General features: G+C 73.8%; 18 protein-coding genes. 10 read left to right on the top strand and 8 right to left on the bottom strand.

Translation table 11 applies throughout. From position 1 onward, the window contains the following. The first annotated feature begins 123 nt into the window (after positions 1 to 123). A complete protein-coding gene (locus tag ACFWUQ_RS00195; RefSeq protein ID WP_384531102.1) occupies positions 124 to 987 on the top strand; it encodes a J domain-containing protein in 864 nt (287 codons plus the stop codon). Positions 988 to 1,038: 51 nt separating this feature from the next. Further along, positions 1,039 to 1,383 (top strand): rhodanese-like domain-containing protein, encoded by a 345-nt coding sequence (locus ACFWUQ_RS00190; RefSeq protein ID WP_384531101.1) that lies wholly within the window; start codon positions 1,039 to 1,041, stop codon positions 1,381 to 1,383. Positions 1,384 to 1,429: 46 nt separating this feature from the next. Here ACFWUQ_RS00190 and ACFWUQ_RS00185 read toward each other — a convergent pair whose 3' ends face one another. From ACFWUQ_RS00185 to paaA, 6 genes are all read right to left on the bottom strand, one after another. Further along, positions 1,430 to 2,572: an acyl-CoA dehydrogenase family protein gene (locus ACFWUQ_RS00185; protein WP_384531100.1), complete on the bottom strand. Its 1,143-nt coding sequence runs from the start codon at positions 2,570 to 2,572 to the stop codon at positions 1,430 to 1,432. 132 nt (positions 2,573 to 2,704) lie between these two features. Continuing rightward, positions 2,705 to 3,820, bottom strand: coding sequence for a 2Fe-2S iron-sulfur cluster-binding protein (locus ACFWUQ_RS00180; protein WP_384531099.1), 1,116 nt, complete (start codon positions 3,818 to 3,820; stop codon positions 2,705 to 2,707). After that, a complete protein-coding gene (gene paaD, locus ACFWUQ_RS00175; protein WP_384531098.1) occupies positions 3,821 to 4,330 on the bottom strand; it encodes a 1,2-phenylacetyl-CoA epoxidase subunit PaaD in 510 nt (169 codons plus the stop codon). Next, entirely contained in the window at positions 4,324 to 5,046 is a 723-nt protein-coding gene (paaC, locus tag ACFWUQ_RS00170; protein ID WP_384531097.1) for a 1,2-phenylacetyl-CoA epoxidase subunit PaaC, read from the bottom strand. Before paaC ends, paaD begins: the two co-directional genes overlap by 7 nt. Further along, on the bottom strand, positions 5,043 to 5,327 hold the full coding sequence (paaB, locus tag ACFWUQ_RS00165; protein ID WP_030009045.1) for a 1,2-phenylacetyl-CoA epoxidase subunit PaaB: 285 nt from the start codon (positions 5,325 to 5,327) through the stop codon (positions 5,043 to 5,045). Before paaB ends, paaC begins: the two co-directional genes overlap by 4 nt. Next, positions 5,324 to 6,358 carry a 1,2-phenylacetyl-CoA epoxidase subunit PaaA gene (gene paaA / locus ACFWUQ_RS00160; protein ID WP_384531096.1) on the bottom strand — a complete coding sequence of 345 codons (1,035 nt, stop codon included), beginning with the start codon at positions 6,356 to 6,358 and terminating at the stop codon, positions 5,324 to 5,326. The genes paaB and paaA overlap by 4 nt, the downstream gene beginning before the upstream one ends. A 135-nt stretch (positions 6,359 to 6,493) precedes the next feature. Here paaA and ACFWUQ_RS00155 point away from each other — a divergent pair, with 135 nt between their 5' ends. The 3 genes from ACFWUQ_RS00155 (at position 6,494) to ACFWUQ_RS00145 (ending at position 9,346) form a co-directional block, all read left to right on the top strand. Next, a complete protein-coding gene (locus tag ACFWUQ_RS00155) occupies positions 6,494 to 7,156 on the top strand; it encodes a DUF5819 family protein (protein ID WP_384531095.1) in 663 nt (220 codons plus the stop codon). A 32-nt stretch (positions 7,157 to 7,188) separates the two neighbouring features. Beyond that, entirely contained in the window at positions 7,189 to 8,400 is a 1,212-nt protein-coding gene (locus ACFWUQ_RS00150) for an HTTM domain-containing protein (protein WP_384531094.1), read from the top strand. A 175-nt stretch (positions 8,401 to 8,575) separates the two neighbouring features. Further along, positions 8,576 to 9,346: a TrmH family RNA methyltransferase gene (locus tag ACFWUQ_RS00145; protein ID WP_384531093.1), complete on the top strand. Its 771-nt coding sequence runs from the start codon at positions 8,576 to 8,578 to the stop codon at positions 9,344 to 9,346. A 1-nt stretch (position 9,347) separates the two neighbouring features. On the opposite strand, the gene paaN is transcribed toward ACFWUQ_RS00145, so the two are convergent. Continuing rightward, the gene (gene paaN, locus ACFWUQ_RS00140) at positions 9,348 to 11,030 is read right to left on the bottom strand and encodes a phenylacetic acid degradation protein PaaN (protein ID WP_384531092.1); all 1,683 of its coding nucleotides are present in this window, start codon (positions 11,028 to 11,030) and stop codon (positions 9,348 to 9,350) included. 124 nt (positions 11,031 to 11,154) lie between these two features. Between paaN and ACFWUQ_RS00135 the strand changes: the two genes are divergently transcribed. Together ACFWUQ_RS00135 and ACFWUQ_RS00130 are read left to right on the top strand one after the other, a co-directional pair. Continuing rightward, positions 11,155 to 12,675 carry a 3-hydroxyacyl-CoA dehydrogenase gene (locus ACFWUQ_RS00135; RefSeq protein ID WP_384531091.1) on the top strand — a complete coding sequence of 507 codons (1,521 nt, stop codon included), beginning with the start codon at positions 11,155 to 11,157 and terminating at the stop codon, positions 12,673 to 12,675. Beyond that, a complete protein-coding gene (locus ACFWUQ_RS00130; protein WP_384531090.1) occupies positions 12,672 to 13,268 on the top strand; it encodes a TetR/AcrR family transcriptional regulator in 597 nt (198 codons plus the stop codon). The genes ACFWUQ_RS00135 and ACFWUQ_RS00130 overlap by 4 nt, the downstream gene beginning before the upstream one ends. Positions 13,269 to 13,304: 36 nt before the next feature. On the opposite strand, the gene ACFWUQ_RS00125 is transcribed toward ACFWUQ_RS00130, so the two are convergent. After that, complete coding sequence (locus ACFWUQ_RS00125) at positions 13,305 to 13,883, bottom strand: Lrp/AsnC family transcriptional regulator (RefSeq protein WP_384531089.1); 579 nt, start codon at positions 13,881 to 13,883, stop codon at positions 13,305 to 13,307. A 178-nt stretch (positions 13,884 to 14,061) separates the two neighbouring features. On the opposite strand from ACFWUQ_RS00125, the gene pdhA reads away from it, so the two are divergent. From pdhA to ACFWUQ_RS00110, 3 genes are read left to right on the top strand one after another with little or no spacing between them, the layout of a single operon-like run. Further along, positions 14,062 to 15,198 carry a pyruvate dehydrogenase (acetyl-transferring) E1 component subunit alpha gene (gene pdhA / locus ACFWUQ_RS00120; RefSeq protein WP_384531088.1) on the top strand — a complete coding sequence of 379 codons (1,137 nt, stop codon included), beginning with the start codon at positions 14,062 to 14,064 and terminating at the stop codon, positions 15,196 to 15,198. Then, complete coding sequence (locus ACFWUQ_RS00115; protein ID WP_384531087.1) at positions 15,195 to 16,214, top strand: alpha-ketoacid dehydrogenase subunit beta; 1,020 nt, start codon at positions 15,195 to 15,197, stop codon at positions 16,212 to 16,214. Before pdhA ends, ACFWUQ_RS00115 begins: the two co-directional genes overlap by 4 nt. Beyond that, positions 16,214 to 17,548: a dihydrolipoamide acetyltransferase family protein gene (locus ACFWUQ_RS00110; RefSeq protein WP_384531086.1), complete on the top strand. Its 1,335-nt coding sequence runs from the start codon at positions 16,214 to 16,216 to the stop codon at positions 17,546 to 17,548. The genes ACFWUQ_RS00115 and ACFWUQ_RS00110 overlap by 1 nt, the downstream gene beginning before the upstream one ends. Positions 17,549 to 17,602 lie beyond the last annotated feature (54 nt).

The raw sequence follows: 17,602 nt of genomic DNA, 5'->3' as shown, positions 1-17,602 counted from the left end.
GCGCGGCGGTCGAGCGGGCGGCCTGGCGGGCGGGCCGGGTGTTTCACGTGAAACACCGGGCCGGGCGGGCGGTCTGGCGGTCTGGCGGGCATGATCCACCGGGCACCCCACTAGGCTGGCCGGGTGAGCGAGCAGCCAGAGCAGAGCGAGCAGCCAGAGCAGACCGTCCCCGGCGACTCGGGAGCCCCGTCCGGCGCGGAGCGCCCCGAGGCGCGCCTGGAGCGTGCCGTGCGGGCCGCCGAGCAGGCGCTGATCGAGTTCGAGATCGCGGTGGAGACCTTCCGGGTGGAGGTGGAGAACTTCTCCCGCCTGCACCACCAGAAGCTCGGCCCGATGTACTCGCGGCTCGACGAGCTGGACGCGCTGATCGCTGAGGCGAAGGCGGAGCGGACCGGTGACGCCGACGACCTGCGGCGGGCGCGGGACGCCCGCTCGCTGGTCATGCCGATGCCGGGGGTGGACGAGCTGTTCCACGACTGGCTGGACTCGGACGGGATCTCCGACGACGCGTCCGCGATGCTCACCGAGCGGCCCGTGCGGCCGCCGGAGCGGGTGCGGCCCTCGGAGGAGGTCCGCCGGCTCTACCGCGAGCTGGTCCGCCGGGCCCACCCGGACCTGGCCCAGGACGAGGCCGAGCGGGAACGGCGCGACACCTTCATCGCACGGGTCAACACCGCGTACGGGCGAGGCGACGAGCAGCTCCTGCGCGAGCTGGCGCAGGAGTGGGAGGCCGGCCCGGCTCCCGAGGTCTCGGCGCCGGAGGAGAGCGGGGAGCTGTACGCCCGCTTGGAGTGGCTGGCCCGCCGCAAGGAGCTGCTGTCGCTCGTGGCCAAGGAGCTGGAGGACAGCGCCATCGGCTCCATGCTGCGGATGGCCCCGGAGGACCCCGACCGGTTGCTGGAGGAGATCGCGGAACAGCTGCTGGCGCAGGTGTCCGAGCGCGAGGCGGAGCTGGCGGCGCTCGCTGTCGGGGAGGGCGGCGCGTGATGCCCCGTCGGATAGGTTTGCATCCCCACTTGCGATGAGAGAAGGCGACGTATGAACTTCGGACCGCTTCCCTCGGTGGACGCCGCCGCGGTGCCCTCCGAAGGCTTTGTCCTCGACGTCCGCGAGGACGACGAATGGGCCGCCGGCCACGTCGAGGGCGCCCTGCACATCCCGATGAGCGACTTCGTGGCCCGTTTCGGCGAGCTGACCGAGGCCGTCGAGGACGGCCGCCGCGTGCACGTGATGTGCCGCGTCGGCGGGCGCTCCGCACAGGTCACCCAGTACCTGGTGCGCCAGGGCCTCGACGCCGTCAACATCGACGGCGGCATGCAGGCCTGGGACGGCGCCGGGCGCCCGATGGTGACGGACAGCGGGAACCCGGCCTACGTCCTCTAGGACGCCGTCCCGGGCGGGGCGGGGGCCCGCGGGACCCCGCCCGGCCTCAACTCAGGGAGTGGGCGGCCAGCAGGTCGCCCAGGGCCTCCTCGTGCGCGGCCGCCGGGCCGAGCTGGAGCTCCAGCTGCTTGGCCCACGCGTGGTAGCGGTGCAGCGGGTAGTCGGTGTCGGCGCCGAAGCCGCCGTGCAGGTGCTGTGCGGTCTGCACGACCCGGCGCACGCCCGACGAGGCCCAGATCTTGGCCACCGCCACATCGCCGGAGCTGGGCAGCGGGCCGCCGGCCCCGCCGGTCGCGGCGTCGAGCCGCCAGGCGGCCTGCCAGAGGGTGGCCTCCATGGCCCGCAGGTCGATGTAGCGGTCGGCGGCCTGGACGGCGACGGCCTGGAAGGTCGCCACCGGGAAGCCGAACTGCTCCCGCTTGCCGGTGTACTGGCTGGTCATGGTGAGGACCTGCTCGCCGAGGCCCAGGGCGAGGGCGCAGGTCCCGGTGGCGAGGAGTTGGCGCAGCCGCTCCCAGGCGCCGGGGACGTCGATGAGGTGCGTCGCGGGGACCCGTACGCCGTCCAGGGCGAGTTCGGCGAGGCGCTCCCCGCTCGTCGAGTACTGCTCCGCGAGCGCGAGGCCGCCGGCGGCGCGCGGGACGAGCGCGAGGACCGCCTCGGCCTCGCCGGTGTGGGCCGGTACGGCGATCCAGTCGGCGTTCTGCGCCCAGGGGACCGAGGTCTGCGTCCCGTCCAGGATCCAGTCGGAGCCCTCCCGGCGCGCCGTGACGGCCAGCTCGGCGGGATCGTGGCCGGTGCGGCCGTGCGCGGCGGCGGTCAGGACGAGCGTGCCGCGCCCGGCGCCCGGCAGCAGGGCGGCGGCCAGTTCCGGGCTGCCGTGGGCCTGGACGGCCATGGCCGCGGCGCAGTGCTCCAGCAGCGGCACCCGGGCCAGCACCCGCCCCGCCTCGCGGAGCACCAGGCACAGGGCGATGGCGTCGAGCCCGGAGCCGCCGTACTCCTCGGCGAGGACCAGGCTCAGCAGGTCGGACGCGGCGAGTCCGGCCCACAGCGGGCGGTCGATGTCCTCGGCCACGGCTCCCGGGGTGAGCGCCGGGCTGGGCACGCCGTCGGGTGCGACATCCGCGAACACGGCCTTCGCCGCCTCGACGGCGGCCTGCTGCTCCTCGGTGAAGGTGAAGTCCACTGCCTGTCCTCCCGTGCGCACCGGATCCCGTCGTCAGGTCCTGACGGTGCGTCAAGATAGAACAGGTTCTGGAAATTGGACAGGGGGGCGCGGTCCGGCGCGCCCCGCCGGACCGCTCCGTCCAGCGACGGCCTAGCGGTCGAAGTCGATCTCCACTTCCTCGGTCACCGGGTGGGACTGGCAGGCCAGGACGAAGCCGGCCTCCGTCTCCTCCGCCTCCAGCGCGAAGTTGCGCTCCATCCGGACCTCGCCCGCCACCACGAACGCCCGGCAGGTGCCGCACACCCCGCCCTTGCAGGCGTACGGGGCGTCCGCGCGGTTGCGCAGCACCGCGTCCAGCAGGGACTCCCCGTCCTGCACGGGCCAGGTGCCCGAGCGGCCGTCGAGCCGCGCCGTGACCCGCCCGCGCGCGGGGCCGGCCGGAGCCGCCGCGCGGACGGGGGCGGCGACGTCCTCGACGTGGAAGATCTCCTCGTGCACCCGGGTCCGCGGGACGCCGAGGGCGGCCAGTGTCCGCTCCGCGCCCTGCACCAGTCCGTACGGGCCGCACAGGAACCAGCCCGTCACGTCCTCGACCGGCAGCAGCGCGGGCAGCAGGGCAGCCAACCGCTCGCCGTCCAGCCGGCCTGACGGCAGCCCGGCCTCCTGCTCCTCCCGGGAGAGGACGGTGACCAGCTGGAACCGCGCCGGATAGCGGTCCTTGAGGTCGGCGACCTCCTCCAGGAACATCGTGGACGCCGCCGTCCGGTCGCTGCGCACCAGGCAGAACCGGGCGTCGGGGCGGGCCGCCAGCAGGCTCGCCGCGATCGACAGCACGGGGGTGATTCCGCTGCCGCCGACGACCGCCGCGTAGTGCGCGCCGGCCGGGGCGGCGGCCGGGTCCAGGACGAACCGTCCGGCCGGGACCATCACGTCGAGCACGTCCCCGGCGACGACCTCCTTGTGCGCGAAGGTGGAGAACTCCCCGCCCTCCACCAGGCGCACCCCGACCCGCAGCAGCTCCGGGCCGGGGCCGTCGGGCGCCGGGGCGGGGGAGCAGATCGAGTAGGTGCGGCGGACCTCGGCGCCCTCGGGGGCGGATCGGCGCAGGGTCAGGTGCTGGCCGGGTGCGTGCAGGTACTCGGCGCGCAGCTCCTCGGGAACCCGCAGCGTCAGCGCCACCGAGTCGTCGGTGAGGCGCTCGACCGAGGCCACCGTGAGCGGGTGGAACGCGCCGTGGCGGGCGGCGGGCCGGAGTGCCTCGGCCATCTACAGCTCCTTGAAGTGGTCGAACGGTTCGCGGCAGGCCACGCAGCGGCGCAGCGCCTTGCACGCGGTGGAGGAGAAGCGGCTGAGCAGCTCGGTGTCGGTGGACCCGCAGTTCGGGCAGCGCACCGACAGGGTCAGCGGGACCGGTCCGCCGGCCGCGTGGGGGCGCGGCGGCGCGATGCCGAACTCGGCGAGCTTGCGGCGGCCCTCGGCGCTGATGTCGTCCGTGGACCAGGCGGGCGCCAGCACGGTGGACACCCGCACCTCGGGGATGCCGTGGCCGGTCAGGACCCGCTCGATGTCGGCGGACATGGCCTCGATGGCCGGGCAGCCCGTGTAGGTGGGGGTGAGGGTGACCTCGGCGTGGCCGTCCTCGTGCATCCGCACCCCGCGCACCACACCGAGCTCCCCGAGGGTGAGCACCGGCAGTTCGGGATCGGGGACGGAGCCGGCGAGTTCGGCGAGCTCCGCCTCCAGGCGGGTGGTCCCCGTCCCCGTCCCGGTCACCACGACGCCCCCGGGTGGCTGCGGTGCAGGTGCTGCATCTCGGCGAGCAGCAGGCCGAACGGCTCCGTGTGCAGGCCCTGCCGGCCCGCGCCGGCGGCCCAGGCGCCGGTGCGGGGCCCCGCGGGCAGCGGGAGCCCGGCCTGTTCCAGGACGCCGGTCAGCGCCGCCAGCCACCGACCTTCCAGGGCGGTCAGGTCGACGTCGAGTCCCTCCACCGGCTGGAACATCTCACCGGTGAACTTCCAGAGCGCGTCCAGCGCCGTCCGCATACGGGAGCGGCTCTCCTCGGTGCCGTCGCCCAGCCGCAGGGTCCACTGCTCGGCGTGGTCGCGGTGGTACGCGGTCTCCTTCACGGCCTTGGCGGCCAGGGGGGCGAAGGGGCCGTCCCCGCGCGCGAGCTCTCCGTAGAGCTCGTGCTGGTAGAGGGAGAAGTAGAGCTGGCGGGCGATCGTGTGGGCGAAGTCGCCGTTCGGCTGCTCGACGAGCTGGAGGTTGCGGAAGGCCCGCTCCTCGCGCAGGAAGGCGAGCTCGTCCTCGTCGCCGACCGTCGACAGCAGGATGCGGGCCTGGCCGAGGAGGTCGAGGGCGATGTTGGCGAGGGCGACCTCCTCCTCCAGGACGGGGGCGTGCCCCGCCCACTCGCCGAGGCGGTGGGAGAGGATCAGCGCGTCGTCGGCGAGGGCGAGCGCCGCCGCGTTGGCGGTACCGGTGCTGGTCACAGGTGGCTCACCCCCTCCGGGATGTCGTAGAAGGTGGGGTGGCGGTAGGGCTTGTCGGCGGACGGGGCGAAGAACGGGTCCCGCTCGTCGGGCGAGGAAGCGGTGATCTCCGTGGAGGGCACCACCCAGATGGAGATGCCCTCGCCGCGCCGGGTGTACAGGTCGCGAGCGTTGCGCAGGGCCATCTCCGCGTCGGGGGCGTGCAGGCTTCCCGCGTGCGTGTGGGAGAGCCCGCGCCGTGAGCGGACGAACACCTCCCACAGGGGCCAGTTCTGCGTCATACCCGTGCCTCCTCGTCGTTCGCCGTCTTCACGGCGTGCTTCTCCGCGTACGCCGCGGCCGCGTCGCGCACCCAGGCGCCTTCCTCGTGCGCCGTGCGCCGCTGGCCGATCCGCTGCTCGTTGCAGGGGCCGTTGCCCTTGAGCACGTCCCAGAACTCCGCCCAGTCGATGGCGCCGAAGTCGTGGTGCCCGCGCTCCTCGTTCCACTTGAGGTCGGGGTCGGGCAGGGTCAGGCCCAGGGACTCCGCCTGCGGGACGGCGATGTCCACGAACCGCTGGCGCAGCTCGTCGTTCGAGTGGCGCTTGATCCGCCAGGCCATCGACTGCGCCGAGTGCGCCGACTCGTCGTCGGGCGGGCCGAACATCATCAGGGAGGGCCACCACCACCGGTCGACCGCGTCCTGCGCCATCGCGTGCTGCGCCTCCGTGCCCCGGGAGAGGGCGAGGAGGAGCTCGTACCCCTGGCGCTGGTGGAAGGACTCCTCCTTGCAGATCCGGACCATGGCGCGCGCGTACGGCCCGTACGAGCAGCGGCAGATCGGTACCTGGTTGGTGATCGCCGCGCCGTCCACGAGCCAGCCGATGGCGCCGACGTCGGCCCAGGTCAGGGTGGGGTAGTTGAAGATCGAGGAGTACTTCTGCTTCCCCGAGTGGAGCTTGTCGAGCAGCTCGTCGCGGCTGGTGCCCAGCGTTTCGGCGGCGCTGTAGAGGTACAGGCCGTGGCCCGCCTCGTCCTGCACCTTGGCCATCAGGATCGCCTTGCGGCGCAGCGAGGGCGCGCGGGTGATCCAGTTCGCCTCGGGCTGCATGCCGATGATCTCCGAGTGGGCGTGCTGCGCCATCTGGCGGACGAGGGAGGCGCGGTACTCGTCGGGCATCCAGTCGCGCGGCTCCACGCGCTCGTCGGCCGCCACTGCGGCGTCGAACGCCGCCGCCAGCTGTACGCCGAGGTCGGCCGTCATGTCGGTCCCGCCTGTCCTGTCCGTCCCGAGGGCCATGCCCTGTCCCGTCTCCGGGGTCACTGCCACCATCCCGGCCCCCTGTCAGAGTCCGCCGTCCGCCCGACCGACCGATCGTTCGGTTCATGCCCTTCAATGGTGGGACGGCGGCCCGTAGGGTGTCAACCTCTGAGGTCAACCCTGTGGACGCCGGATGATCGGGGCGGGATGGATTCGAACGACCGCGAGCCCTCGGACGAGGCCGCTCCGGCGCCGCCCCGGGCGCCGGGGATCGCCGGTCTGTCCACCCCGTACCGGGTCGTCGCGGCCCTCGCGCTGGGGGCCGTCGCGGTGGCCGCGTGCGCGCACCTGGCCTTCGTCTTCCTGCACGTCGCGCCGTCCAACACGGTGAGCAAGCGGCACGCGAAGACGATCGACGGCTGGATCTACCCGGAATTCGAGCAGAACTGGAAGCTCTTCGCCCCGAACCCGCTCCAGCAGAACATCGCCGTCCAGGTGCGGGCGCAGGTGCGGACCCCGGGCGGCGAGCTCGCCACCACCGACTGGCGCGACCTGTCCGCCGAGGACGGCGCGGCGATCCGGCACAGCCCGCTGCCGAGCCACACGCGCCAGAACGAGCTCCGCCGGGCCTGGGACTTCTTCACCGGCTCGCACGACGACCAGAACGAACCGACCGGTGAACGCGGCGCACTGTCCGAGGAGTACCTGCGGCGGATCGCGCTGGACCGGCTGCTGCCGGACCACCGGGGCGGGCACATCCTGCGGGTCCAGCTGCGCTCGGCGACCACGGCCGTGGCCGCGCCGGAGTGGACCACCGAGACGACCGACACCGAGACGTACTTCCGGGAGTTGCCGTGGTGGACGGTGTGAACGGTGCGCGGGGGGTGAGTGGTGCGGAGGGTGTGAGCGGTGCGAAGGGGGTGCGCGGGGCGAAGGGGGTGCGCGGGGCGCGGGGAGCGGCCCGGCGGGCGGTCGCGGAGGTCACCGGGCGGGCCCTCGGCCCGTACCAGAGCGCCGTGGTGCGCATCGGCTTCGCCGGGACCTGGCTCTTCTTCCTGCTCCGGGAGATCCCGAACCGCCACGAGCTGTACGGGCCGGACGGCCCGTGGAGCTGGGAGCTGGCGCAGCGGCTGACCGACTCCAACGGCGCCTTCACGATCCTGATGTGGTCCGACTCCACGCTGTGGTTCGAGCTCGTCTACGCCGCCTCCGTGGCGGCGAGCCTGCTCCTGCTGCTGGGCTGGCGGACCCGGGCGGTGTCCGTGGTGTTCATGGTCGGCGTGCTCTCGCTGCAGAACCGCAGCGTCTTCATGGGGGACGGCGGGGACAACGTCATCCACCTCATGGCGATCTACCTGGTCCTCACCCGGTGCGCGCAGGTGTGGTCGCTGGACGCGCGCCGGGTCCGCACGCGCGGTTCGGCCTCGGCCGGGCCGGGCGGGCCGGTGCTGTGGGGCGTGCTGGGCGCGCTGTTCGCGTACGGGGCCCTGGCCGGGCACCTGAGCGCCGGCTGGCTCGCCGTCTTCGCGGCGCTGTGGGTGGTGTCCGGCCTGTGGTGGACGGTCGACCGGTACGAGCGGGGCGGCGAGGGGCGGGCCGCCCTGGACGTCCTCGCGAACCTGCTGCACAACGCGGGCATGCTGGTGATCGCGGCGGAGGTCTGCCTGATCTACGCGACGGCGGGCTGGTACAAGATCCAGGGGTCGCGGTGGCAGGACGGGACCGCGCTGTACTACCCGTTGGGGCTGGACTACTTCACGCCCTGGCCGGGGCTGTCGGCGCTGCTGGCGGGCAGCGGGACGCTGGTGATGCTGCTGTCGTACGGGACGGTCGCGGTGCAGGTCGCGTTTCCGTTCACGCTGTTCAACCGGCGGATCAAGAACGTGCTGCTGGCGGTGATGATGCTGGAGCACGCGGGGATCGCGGTGCTGCTGGGCCTGCCGTTCTTCTCGTTGGCGATGATCGCCGCTGACGCGGTGTTCCTGCCGACGGGGTTTCTGGTGTGGCTCGGGGGGTGGGTCGCTCGGCGGGGGCCGGTGCCGGGGCCTGGGCCGGCGGGGGGTGTGGTCGTGCCCGCGCAGGCCGCTGCGGAGCCGGGGGCCGTTCCGCGCTGACCCGCCGGGGCCGGCGCCGCCTCCTCGGGGGGCGGTGCGCAAGCACTCGGGGCTCCGCCCCGGACCCCGCGCCTCAAACGCCGGCGGGGCTGGATTCGCGGGGCGGGGTTTCGGGGCTTCGCCCTGGCCCCGGGCCTTGGATGGTGGTGGGGGTGGGGGGTCGTAGGGTCGGGGGATGAGTGTGGAGTGGGGATTCGGGGAGATCGGGCGGCAGTGGCGGGACGGGGTCGGGCGGGGGGACCTCGTCGTGTTGGACGGGTTCCACGCGCTGAAGCACGCGCTGCGGTTCGGGGCCGAGGTGCGGCTGGCCGTCGCGGACGACCCCCGGGCCGTACGGGCGCTCGCCGCGGAACTGGCGCCGGACGTCGAGGCCGAGGTGGCCCGCCTGGTGCGCCCGGCGGAGCTCAAGGGGCTGCTGCCCCGGGTGCACCCGACCGGGGTCGCCGCGCTGGCCGTACGGCCCGACCGGGAGGCCGGCCTCGCGGCGCTGCGCCGGCTGCCGCGCCCCGCGCCGGTCGTCGTCCTCGACAACCCCCGCAACCTCGGCAACGTCGGCGCCGTCGTCCGCCTCGCCGCCGGCTTCGGGGCCACCGGCGTGGTGACGCGGGGCGACCTCGACCCCTGGCATCCGAACGTGGTCCGGGCCGGGGCCGGGCTGCACTACGCCACCACCGTCGAACGCCTCGCACTGGACGAGCTGCCGCCCGGCCCGCTCTACGCGCTCGACCCGGAGGGCGAGGACGTCCGCGCCCTCACCCTCCCGGACGACGCGCTCCTCGCCTTCGGCTCGGAACGCCACGGGATCTCCCCGGAGCTGCGGGACCGGGCCGACCACCTGGTCTCCCTGCCCATGCGCCCCCAGGTCTCCAGCTACAACCTGGCCACCAGCGTGGCCATGGCCCTCTTCCACTGGGGCGGGCCCGCCCCAGTGGAAGAGGACGGGTAGGTCAGGCCTGGCGGCGCACCTCGACCACCCGGAAGCGGTTCGAGACGAAGGCGCCGTCGCACAGCGCCGCGTTCGCCGCCGGGTTGCCGCCGGAGCCGTGGAAGTCCGAGAACGCGGCGGTCTGGTTGACGTACACCCCGCCGGTCAGGTTCAGGGAGAGCTGCGCGGACTCCTCCAGGCAGACCTCCTCGATCGCCCGCTCCATGTCCGCGGACGTGGTGTACGCGCCCACCGTCATCGCGCCCTTCTCCCGGATCGTGCGCCGCAGCAGCTCCAGCCCGTCCGCGGTGGAGTCGACGGCCACCGCGAAGGAGACCGGGCCGAAGCACTCCGAGAGGTACGCGGCCTCCGGGTCCGGCTTGGACGCGTCCAGCTTCACCATCACCGGCGTGCGGACCACCGCGTCCGGGAACTCCGGGTTGACGACCTCGCGGGAGGCCAGGGCGACCTCGCCCAGTGCGGCCGCCGCGTCCAGACGGGCCTTGACGTCCGGGTTGACCAGCGCGCCGAGCAGGGCGTTGGCCCGGGCGTCGTCGCCCAGCAGGCCGCCGACGGAGGCCGCGAGGTCGGCGACGACCTCGTCGTAGGCCTTGTGCCCGGCGTCCGTCGCGATGCCGTCGCGCGGGATCAGCAGGTTCTGCGGGGTGGTGCACATCTGACCGCTGTAGAGGGAGAGCGAGAAGGCCAGGTTGGCCAGCATCCCCTTGTAGTTGTCGGTGGAGTCCAGGACGACGGTGTTGACACCCGCCTTCTCCGTGTAGACCTGCGCCTGGCGGGCGTTGGCCTCCAGCCAGTCGCCGAACTCCGTGGAGCCCGTGTAGTCGATCAGCTTGATCTCGGGCCGCACGGCCAGGGCCTTGGCGATGCCCTCGCCGGGCCGCTCCACGGCCAGCGCCACCAGGTTCGGGTCGAAGCCCGTCTCCGCGAGGACCTCGCGCGCCACCTGGACGGTGAGGGCCAGCGGCAGCACGGCCCGCGGGTGCGGCTTGACCAGCACGGCGTTGCCCGTGGCCAGGGAGGCGAACAGGCCCGGGTAGCCGTTCCAGGTGGGGAAGGTGTTGCAGCCGATCATGAGCGAGATACCGCGCGGGACGGCCGTGAAGCTCTTGCCGAGCTCCAGCGGGTCCTTCTTGCCCTGCGGCTTGGACCAGTCGGCCCGACCGGGGACGCGCGTCTGCTCCTCGTACGCGTACGCCACGGCCTCCAGGCCGCGGTCCTGCGCGTGCGGGCCGCCCGCCTGGAACGCCATCATGAACGCCTGGCCGCTGGTGTGCATGACCGCGTGCGCGAACTCGTGGGTGCGGGCGGAGATGCGGGCCAGGATCTCGACGCAGACCACGGCGCGCGCCTCGGGGCCGGCGTCGCGCCAGGCGCCCATACCGGCCCGCATCGCGGGCAGCAGGACCTCCGGGTCCACATGCGGGTACTCGACGCCCAGGTCGGGGCCGTAGGGGGACACCTCGCCGCCCACCCAGCCGTCGGTGCCGGGCTGGCCCAGGTCCATCCGGGTGCCGCGGACGGCCTCGAAGGCGGTGAGCCCGTCGGCGGGCGCGGTCTCGCCGTACGCCTTGGGGTGCTCGGGATGCGGCGACCAGTAGGCGCGGCTGCGGATCGCCGACAAGGCCTGGTCCAGGGTGGGCCGGTGCTTGGCGGACAGCTGGTGGACGGTGAGCTCGGCGGCCATCAGGGACCAACTCCTCGTTGAGCCGGGCGAAGGAGAGCAGACTGGAGTTAGAGTAACCGAACGATCGGTCGGGACAAGAGGGCCCGGCAGTCCTGTGGATAAGTCGGTGCGGGAGGATCAGGACATGACAGCAATCGAGCGGTCCCGCACTGTGGCGGTCATCGGCGCGGGCACCATGGGCCAGGGCATCGCCCAGGTCGCCCTTCTCGCAGGTCACCGCGTGCTGATCTACGACATCAACGCCGCGCTCGCCGCCGACGGCGTCTCCTTCGTGCAGGACCGGCTCGAACGGATGGCGGCCAAGGGCCGCCTCGACCCGGCCGAGGCCGAGGACGCGTCGGGCCGGATCCGCGCGGCGGAGGGCCTCGCCGGGCTCGCCGACGCCGCTCTCGTCATCGAGGCCGTCGTGGAGGACGTCGCCGTCAAGCGCGCGCTGTTCGCCGCATTGGAGGAGGTCGTCGCCCCCGAGGCGCTGCTGGCCACCAATACCTCCTCGCTCTCCGTCACCGAGCTCGCCGCCGGTCTCGCCCACCCGGGCCGCTTCCTGGGCCTGCACTTCTTCAACCCGGCCCCGCTGCTCCCGCTCGTCGAGGTGGTCAGCGGCTTCGCGACCGACCCGGCCGCCGCCGAGCGCGCGTACCGCACCGTCCTGGGCTGGGGGAAGACGCCGGTCCGCTGCGCCGACACCCCCGGCTTCATCGTCAACCGGATCGCCCGGCCCTTCTACGCCGAGGCCTTCGCGGTGTACGAGGAGCAGGGCGCCGACCCGGCCACGATCGACGCCGTGCTCCGGGAGAGCGGCGGCTTCAAGATGGGCCCCTTCGCGCTCACGGACCTCATCGGGCAGGACGTCAACGAGGCGGTCACCCGCTCGGTGTGGGAGTCCTTCCACCGCAGCCCCAAGTTCACCCCCTCGCTGGCGCAGCGCCGGCTGGTCCAGTCGGGCCGCCTCGGCCGCAAGTCGGGGCACGGCTGGTTCCCGTACGGCCCGGACGCCGCCGTCGGGCAGCCGCACACGGCCGCGCCCGAGGCGGCTCCGGACAAGGTCACCCTCGTCGGTGACCTCGGCCCCGCCGCCGTGCTGGCCGACCTCCTGGAGGAGGCCGGCGTCGCGGTGACGGCCACCGAGCACGGGGGCCCGTACATCCAGCTGCCCGGCGAGGGCCAGCTGGTCCTCGCCGACGGGAAGACCTCCGTCGAGTTCGCCGACGTCGTCTACTTCGACCTCGCGCTGGACTACCGCGGCGCCACCCGGATCGCGCTCTCCGCCAGCCAGGACACCAGCGAGCGCACTCTCGCCGAGGCCATCGGACTGTTCCAGAAGCTCGGCAAGAAGGTCTCGGTCATCGCCGACGTGCCGGGCATGATCGTCGCCCGGACGGTCGCGATGCTCATCGACCTCACGGCCGACGCCGTCGCCCGCGGCGTGGCCTGCGCCGAGGACATCGACACCGCCATGCGGCTCGGGGTCAACTACCCGCTCGGCCCCTCCGAATGGCACGAGCGCCTCGGCCGGGACTGGGCGTACGACCTGCTGCACCACCTGGACGAGCGCTGTCCCGGCGGCCGGTACGCGCCCTCGCTGGCGCTGTTCAAGCTGGGCTACGCGGGAGACGGCGCGGACGACGGGGACGAGGCGCGATGACGACGGTCAAGCGGGACACCTACACCCCCGAGACGCTGCTGTCCGTGGCCGTCCAGGTCTTCAACGAGCGCGGCTACGACGGCACCTCGATGGAGCACCTCTCCAAGGCCGCCGGCATCTCGAAGTCCTCGATCTACCACCACGTCGCGGGCAAGGAGGAGCTGCTGCGCCGCGCCGTCAGCCGCGCCCTCGACGGGCTCTTCGCCGTCCTGGAGGAGCCGGGCGCCGTACGGGGCCGGGCGGTCGAACGCGTCGAGTACGTCACCCGGCGCACCGTGGAGGTGCTGGTCTCCGAGCTGCCGTACGTGACGCTGCTGCTGCGCGTCCGGGGCAACACGCGGGCCGAGCGGTGGGCGCTGGAGCGCCGCCGGGAGTTCGATCACCAGGTCGCCGAGCTCCTCAAGGCGGCCGCGGCCGACGGGGACCTGCGGGCGGACGTGGACATCCGCCTGGCCACCCGGCTGCTCTTCGGCATGGTGAACTCGCTGGTCGAGTGGTACCGGCCGCACCCGGGCACGGGCCCGGACGAGCTCGCCGACGCCGTCGTCCACATGGCCCTCGACGGCCTGCGGACCGTCCGGGGCGGCCGCTAGAACCGGCGGCCGCACCCCCCCTGTCACCCGGGCGGCCTAGTCCTCCCTGAGGGGCGGGGTGGCCGCCGCGCCCGGCCCCGGGGCCAGGAGGTCCGTCTCCTCGAACACCAGCAGGGTGCGCGTGGACAGGACCTCCGGAATGGCCTGGAGGCGGGTCAGGACCAGCTCGCGCAGGGTCCGGTTGTCCGGGGTGTGGACCAGCAGCAGGACATCGAAATCCCCGCTGACCAGCGCGATGTGCGCGGCCCCCGGGAGCTCGCGGAGCTTCTCGCGGACCGTCCGCCAGGAGTTCTGGACGATCTTCAGCGTGATGTACGCGGAGGCGCCCTGGCCCGCCCGCTCGTGGTTCACGCGGGCGGTGAAACCGCGGATCACCCCGTCGTCGATCAGCCGGTTGATCCGGGCGTACGCGTTGGCACGCGAGACGTGCACCTGCTCGGCCACCGAGCGTACGGAGGCCCGGCCGTCCGCCTGGAGCAGCCGCATGATCGACCGGTCGATCGGGTCCAGCGGCCGGGGCGGAACGGGCGTGACGGGAGAGGCCGCAGGGGCGCCCGGGGGCCCGCCGGCCGGACCCGGTGCGGCGCCCGCCGCGGCCATTTGTTCATCCGGCATTGCCCGATGCCTCCCTCTCCTGGACGTCCTGCATCCATCCCACGGTCCCGGCGCCCGTTTGTCCACAGCCTGGAGCCGCCTGTAGCCAAATTGCGCGGACAACCGAACAATCGGTAGGTGAGGCGCCTCACACCCGGGGCTCTCCCCGCCCGCTTCCCACGAGGAGGTGTACGCCGCCATGACGGTCCAAGAGCTGCCCGGTGCCGGTGCGTCCCACCGTCCCACCCCGCCGCCCGCCTGGAGGCCCCGTACGGACGCCGCCCCGCTGCTCCCGGACCCGGAGCCCTACCGGGTGCTGGGGACCGAGGCGGCCGACCGGCTCGACCCCGCGCTGATGCGCCGCTGCTACGCCGAACTGGTGCGCGGCCGCCGCTACAACGCCCAGGCCACCGCGCTCACCCGGCAGGGGCGGCTCGCCGTCTACCCGTCCACCGTCGGACAGGAGGCCTGCGAGATCGCGGCCGCCCTGGTCCTGGAGGACCGGGACTGGCTCTTCCCGAGCTACCGCGACACCCTGGCGGCCGTGGCCCGCGGCCTGGACCCCGTCCAGGCGCTGACCCTGCTGCGCGGCGACTGGCACACCGGGTACGACCCGCGCGAGCACCGGATAGCCCCGCTGAGCACCCCGCTCGCGACCCAGCTGCCGCACGCCGTGGGACTGGCGCACGCCGCCCGGCTGCGCGGCGACGACGTGGTCGCGCTGGCCATGGTCGGCGACGGCGGCACCAGCGAGGGCGACTTCCACGAGGCGATGAACTTCGCCGCCGTCTGGCAGGCCCCGGTGGTCTTCCTCGTGCAGAACAACGGCTTCGCGATCTCCGTCCCGCTCGCCAAGCAGACCGCCGCCCCGACACTGGCCCACAAGGCCGTGGGGTACGGCATGCCCGGCCGACTGGTCGACGGGAACGACATCGCCGCGATGCACGAGGTGCTCACCGAGGCCGTCCGGCGGGCCCGGGCAGGCGGCGGACCCACCATGATCGAGGCCGTCACCTACCGGATGGAGGCGCACACGAACGCCGACGACGCGACCCGGTACCGGGGCGACGCCGAGGTCGAGGCCTGGAAGGCGCACGACCCGGTGGAGCTGCTGGAGCGCGAGCTGACCGCGCGCGGAATCCTCGACGACGAGGGCATCCGCACCGCCCGCGAGGAGGCCGAGCAGATGGCCGCGGCGCTCCGCGAGGGCATGAACGCGGACCCGGTGGTGGACCCGATGGATCTCTTCGCGCACGTGTACGCGGAGCAGACCGACCGGCTGCGCGAGCAGGCGGCCATGCTGCGGGCCGAGCTCGAAGCGGAGGACGGCGAATGACGACGGTGGCGCAGAAGGCGGCGAAGCCGGGGGCCAAGCCCGCGACGATGGCGCAGGCACTGACCCGGGCCATGCGCGACGCGATGGCCGAGGACCCGACGGTCCACGTCATGGGCGAGGACGTCGGCACCCTGGGCGGGGTCTTCCGGATCACGGACGGCCTGGCCAAGGAGTTCGGCGAGGAGCGCTGCACGGACACGCCCCTCGCGGAGGCCGGAATCCTGGGCGCGGCCGTCGGCATGGCGATGTACGGGCTGCGCCCGGTCGTGGAGATGCAGTTCGACGCGTTCGCGTACCCGGCCTTCGAGCAGTTGATCTCGCATGTGGCGAAGATGCGCAACCGGACGCGCGGCGCGATGCCGCTGCCGATCACCATCCGGGTGCCGTACGGCGGCGGCATCGGCGGGGTGGAGCACCACTGCGACTCCTCCGAGGCCTACTACGTGGCGACGCCCGGCCTGACCGTGGTCACCCCGGCGACCGTCGAGGACGCGTACGGGCTGCTGCGCGCGTCGATCGCCAGCGACGACCCGGTGGTCTTCCTGGAGCCGAAGCGGCTGTACTGGTCGAAGGCCGACTGGTCCCCCCAGGCGCCGGCGGCGGTACCGGGCATCGGCAAGGCCCTGGTGCGGCGGGCGGGCACCAGCGCGACCCTGATCACCTACGGGCCGTCGCTGCCGGTGTGCCTGGAGGCGGCCGAGGCGGCGCGCGCGGAGGGCTGGGACCTGGAGGTCGTGGACCTGCGCTCGCTGGTCCCCTTCGACGAGGAGACGGTCGTCGCCTCCGTACGCCGGACCGGGCGCGCGGTCGTCGTGCACGAGGCCGGCGGCTTCGGCGGCCCGGGAGCGGAGATCGCCGCCCGCGTCACGGAGCGCTGCTTCCACCACCTGGAGGCGCCGGTGCTGCGGGTGACGGGCTTCGACATCCCGTACCCGCCGCCGATGCTGGAGAAGCACCATCTGCCGGGCGTGGACCGGATCCTGGACACCGTGGCCCGCCTGCAGTGGGAGAACTGATGCCGCAGGTCATGGAATTCAAGCTGCCGGACCTCGGCGAGGGCCTCACCGAGGCCGAGATCGTGCGCTGGCTGGTCGCGGTCGGCGACGTCGTCGCCATCGACCAGCCCGTCGTCGAGGTCGAGACGGCCAAGGCGATGGTCGAGGTGCCCTGCCCGTACGGCGGTGTGGTCACCGCCCGGTTCGGGGCGGAGGGCGAGGAACTGCCCGTCGGAGCCCCGCTGATCACCGTGGCGGTGGGCGCGGAGTCCCTCCCGCAGGCTCCGGCGGACGAGACCGGGGACTCCGGCGACCAGCCCCGTCCCCTGATCGGTTACGGCACGGACCACTCGCGCCCGGCGCGTCGGCGACGGGTGCGACCCGTCACCGCCGAGGTCTCGGCGCCGGCCACCGTGCCCGTCACCGTGCCGGCCGCCGTGCCGGCCGCGGCGCCCGTCGCGGCGCCCGCCGCGGTCGGCACGGCCGGGCCGGTGCCCGTGATCTCGCCGCTCGTGCGCAAGCTGGCCAAGGACCACGGGGTCGACCTCCGCGCGCTGCGCGGATCCGGACCCGAGGGCCTGATCCTGCGCGCGGACGTCGAGGCGGCGCTGGCCGCGCGGCGGACCGCCGAGGCGGCCCCCGCCCCCGCCCCCGCCGCGGCCGCCGCGGGCGAACGGGTCCCGCTCAAGGGCCTGCGCGGAGTGGTCGCGGAGAAGCTGTCGCGCAGCCGGCGCGAGATCCCCGACGCCACCTGCTGGGTCGACGCGGACGCCACCGAGCTGATGGCGGCCCGGGCCGCGATGAACGCGGCGGCCGGGCCCAAGATCTCGGTACTGGCGCTGCTGGCCCGGATCTGCACCGCCGCACTGGCCCGCTACCCGGAGCTCAACTCCACCGTCGACCTCGCGGCGAACGAGATCGTGCGGCTCCCGTCCGTGCACCTCGGCTTCGCCGCGCAGACCGAGCGGGGCCTGGTGGTCCCCGTGGTGCGGGACGCCCAGGACCGCAACCCGGAGTCGCTGTCGGCGGAGTTCGCGCGCCTGACCGAACTGGCGCGCTCGGGGAAGCTGGCCCCGGCCGACCTGACGGGCGGCACGTTCACCCTGAACAACTACGGGGTGTTCGGGGTCGACGGCTCCACGCCGATCATCAACCACCCCGAGGCCGCGATGCTCGGCGTCGGGCGGATCATGGCGAAGCCGTGGGTCCACCAGGGGCAGCTTGCCGTCCGGCAGGTCGTGCAGCTGTCGCTGACCTTCGACCACCGGGTGTGCGACGGGGGGACGGCCGGAGGCTTCCTGCGGTACGTCGCCGACTGCGTGGAATCACCGGCGGTGCTCCTGCGCAGCCTCTAGTGCCGCACGGGCGGGGGCGGGGCGCAGGAGGCCCGCGCCCCGCCCGTGGGGTCC

Source organism: Streptomyces sp. NPDC058662 (assembly GCF_042716255.1).
In the GTDB taxonomy this organism is placed as follows: Bacteria; Actinomycetota; Actinomycetes; order Streptomycetales; family Streptomycetaceae; genus Streptomyces.
This window is presented reverse-complemented; position numbering and strand designations above follow the sequence as displayed.

What these genes read in the sequence shown, in the direction of transcription:
- ACFWUQ_RS00190 (WP_384531101.1), top strand. Translation starts at nt 1,039, where the DNA reads ATGAACTTCGGACCGCTTCCCTCGGTGGACGCCGCCGCGGTGCCCTCC.
- ACFWUQ_RS00180 (WP_384531099.1), bottom strand. Translation starts at nt 3,820, where the DNA reads ATGGCCGAGGCACTCCGGCCCGCCGCCCGCCACGGCGCGTTCCACCCG.
- paaB (WP_030009045.1), bottom strand. Translation starts at nt 5,327, where the DNA reads ATGACGCAGAACTGGCCCCTGTGGGAGGTGTTCGTCCGCTCACGGCGC.
- paaA (WP_384531096.1), bottom strand. Translation starts at nt 6,358, where the DNA reads ATGGTGGCAGTGACCCCGGAGACGGGACAGGGCATGGCCCTCGGGACG.
- ACFWUQ_RS00155 (WP_384531095.1), top strand. Translation starts at nt 6,494, where the DNA reads ATGGATTCGAACGACCGCGAGCCCTCGGACGAGGCCGCTCCGGCGCCG.
- ACFWUQ_RS00145 (WP_384531093.1), top strand. Translation starts at nt 8,576, where the DNA reads ATGAGTGTGGAGTGGGGATTCGGGGAGATCGGGCGGCAGTGGCGGGAC.
- paaN (WP_384531092.1), bottom strand. Translation starts at nt 11,030, where the DNA reads ATGGCCGCCGAGCTCACCGTCCACCAGCTGTCCGCCAAGCACCGGCCC.
- ACFWUQ_RS00135 (WP_384531091.1), top strand. Translation starts at nt 11,155, where the DNA reads ATGACAGCAATCGAGCGGTCCCGCACTGTGGCGGTCATCGGCGCGGGC.
- ACFWUQ_RS00130 (WP_384531090.1), top strand. Translation starts at nt 12,672, where the DNA reads ATGACGACGGTCAAGCGGGACACCTACACCCCCGAGACGCTGCTGTCC.
- ACFWUQ_RS00125 (WP_384531089.1), bottom strand. Translation starts at nt 13,883, where the DNA reads ATGCCGGATGAACAAATGGCCGCGGCGGGCGCCGCACCGGGTCCGGCC.
- pdhA (WP_384531088.1), top strand. Translation starts at nt 14,062, where the DNA reads ATGACGGTCCAAGAGCTGCCCGGTGCCGGTGCGTCCCACCGTCCCACC.
- ACFWUQ_RS00115 (WP_384531087.1), top strand. Translation starts at nt 15,195, where the DNA reads ATGACGACGGTGGCGCAGAAGGCGGCGAAGCCGGGGGCCAAGCCCGCG.
- ACFWUQ_RS00110 (WP_384531086.1), top strand. Translation starts at nt 16,214, where the DNA reads ATGCCGCAGGTCATGGAATTCAAGCTGCCGGACCTCGGCGAGGGCCTC.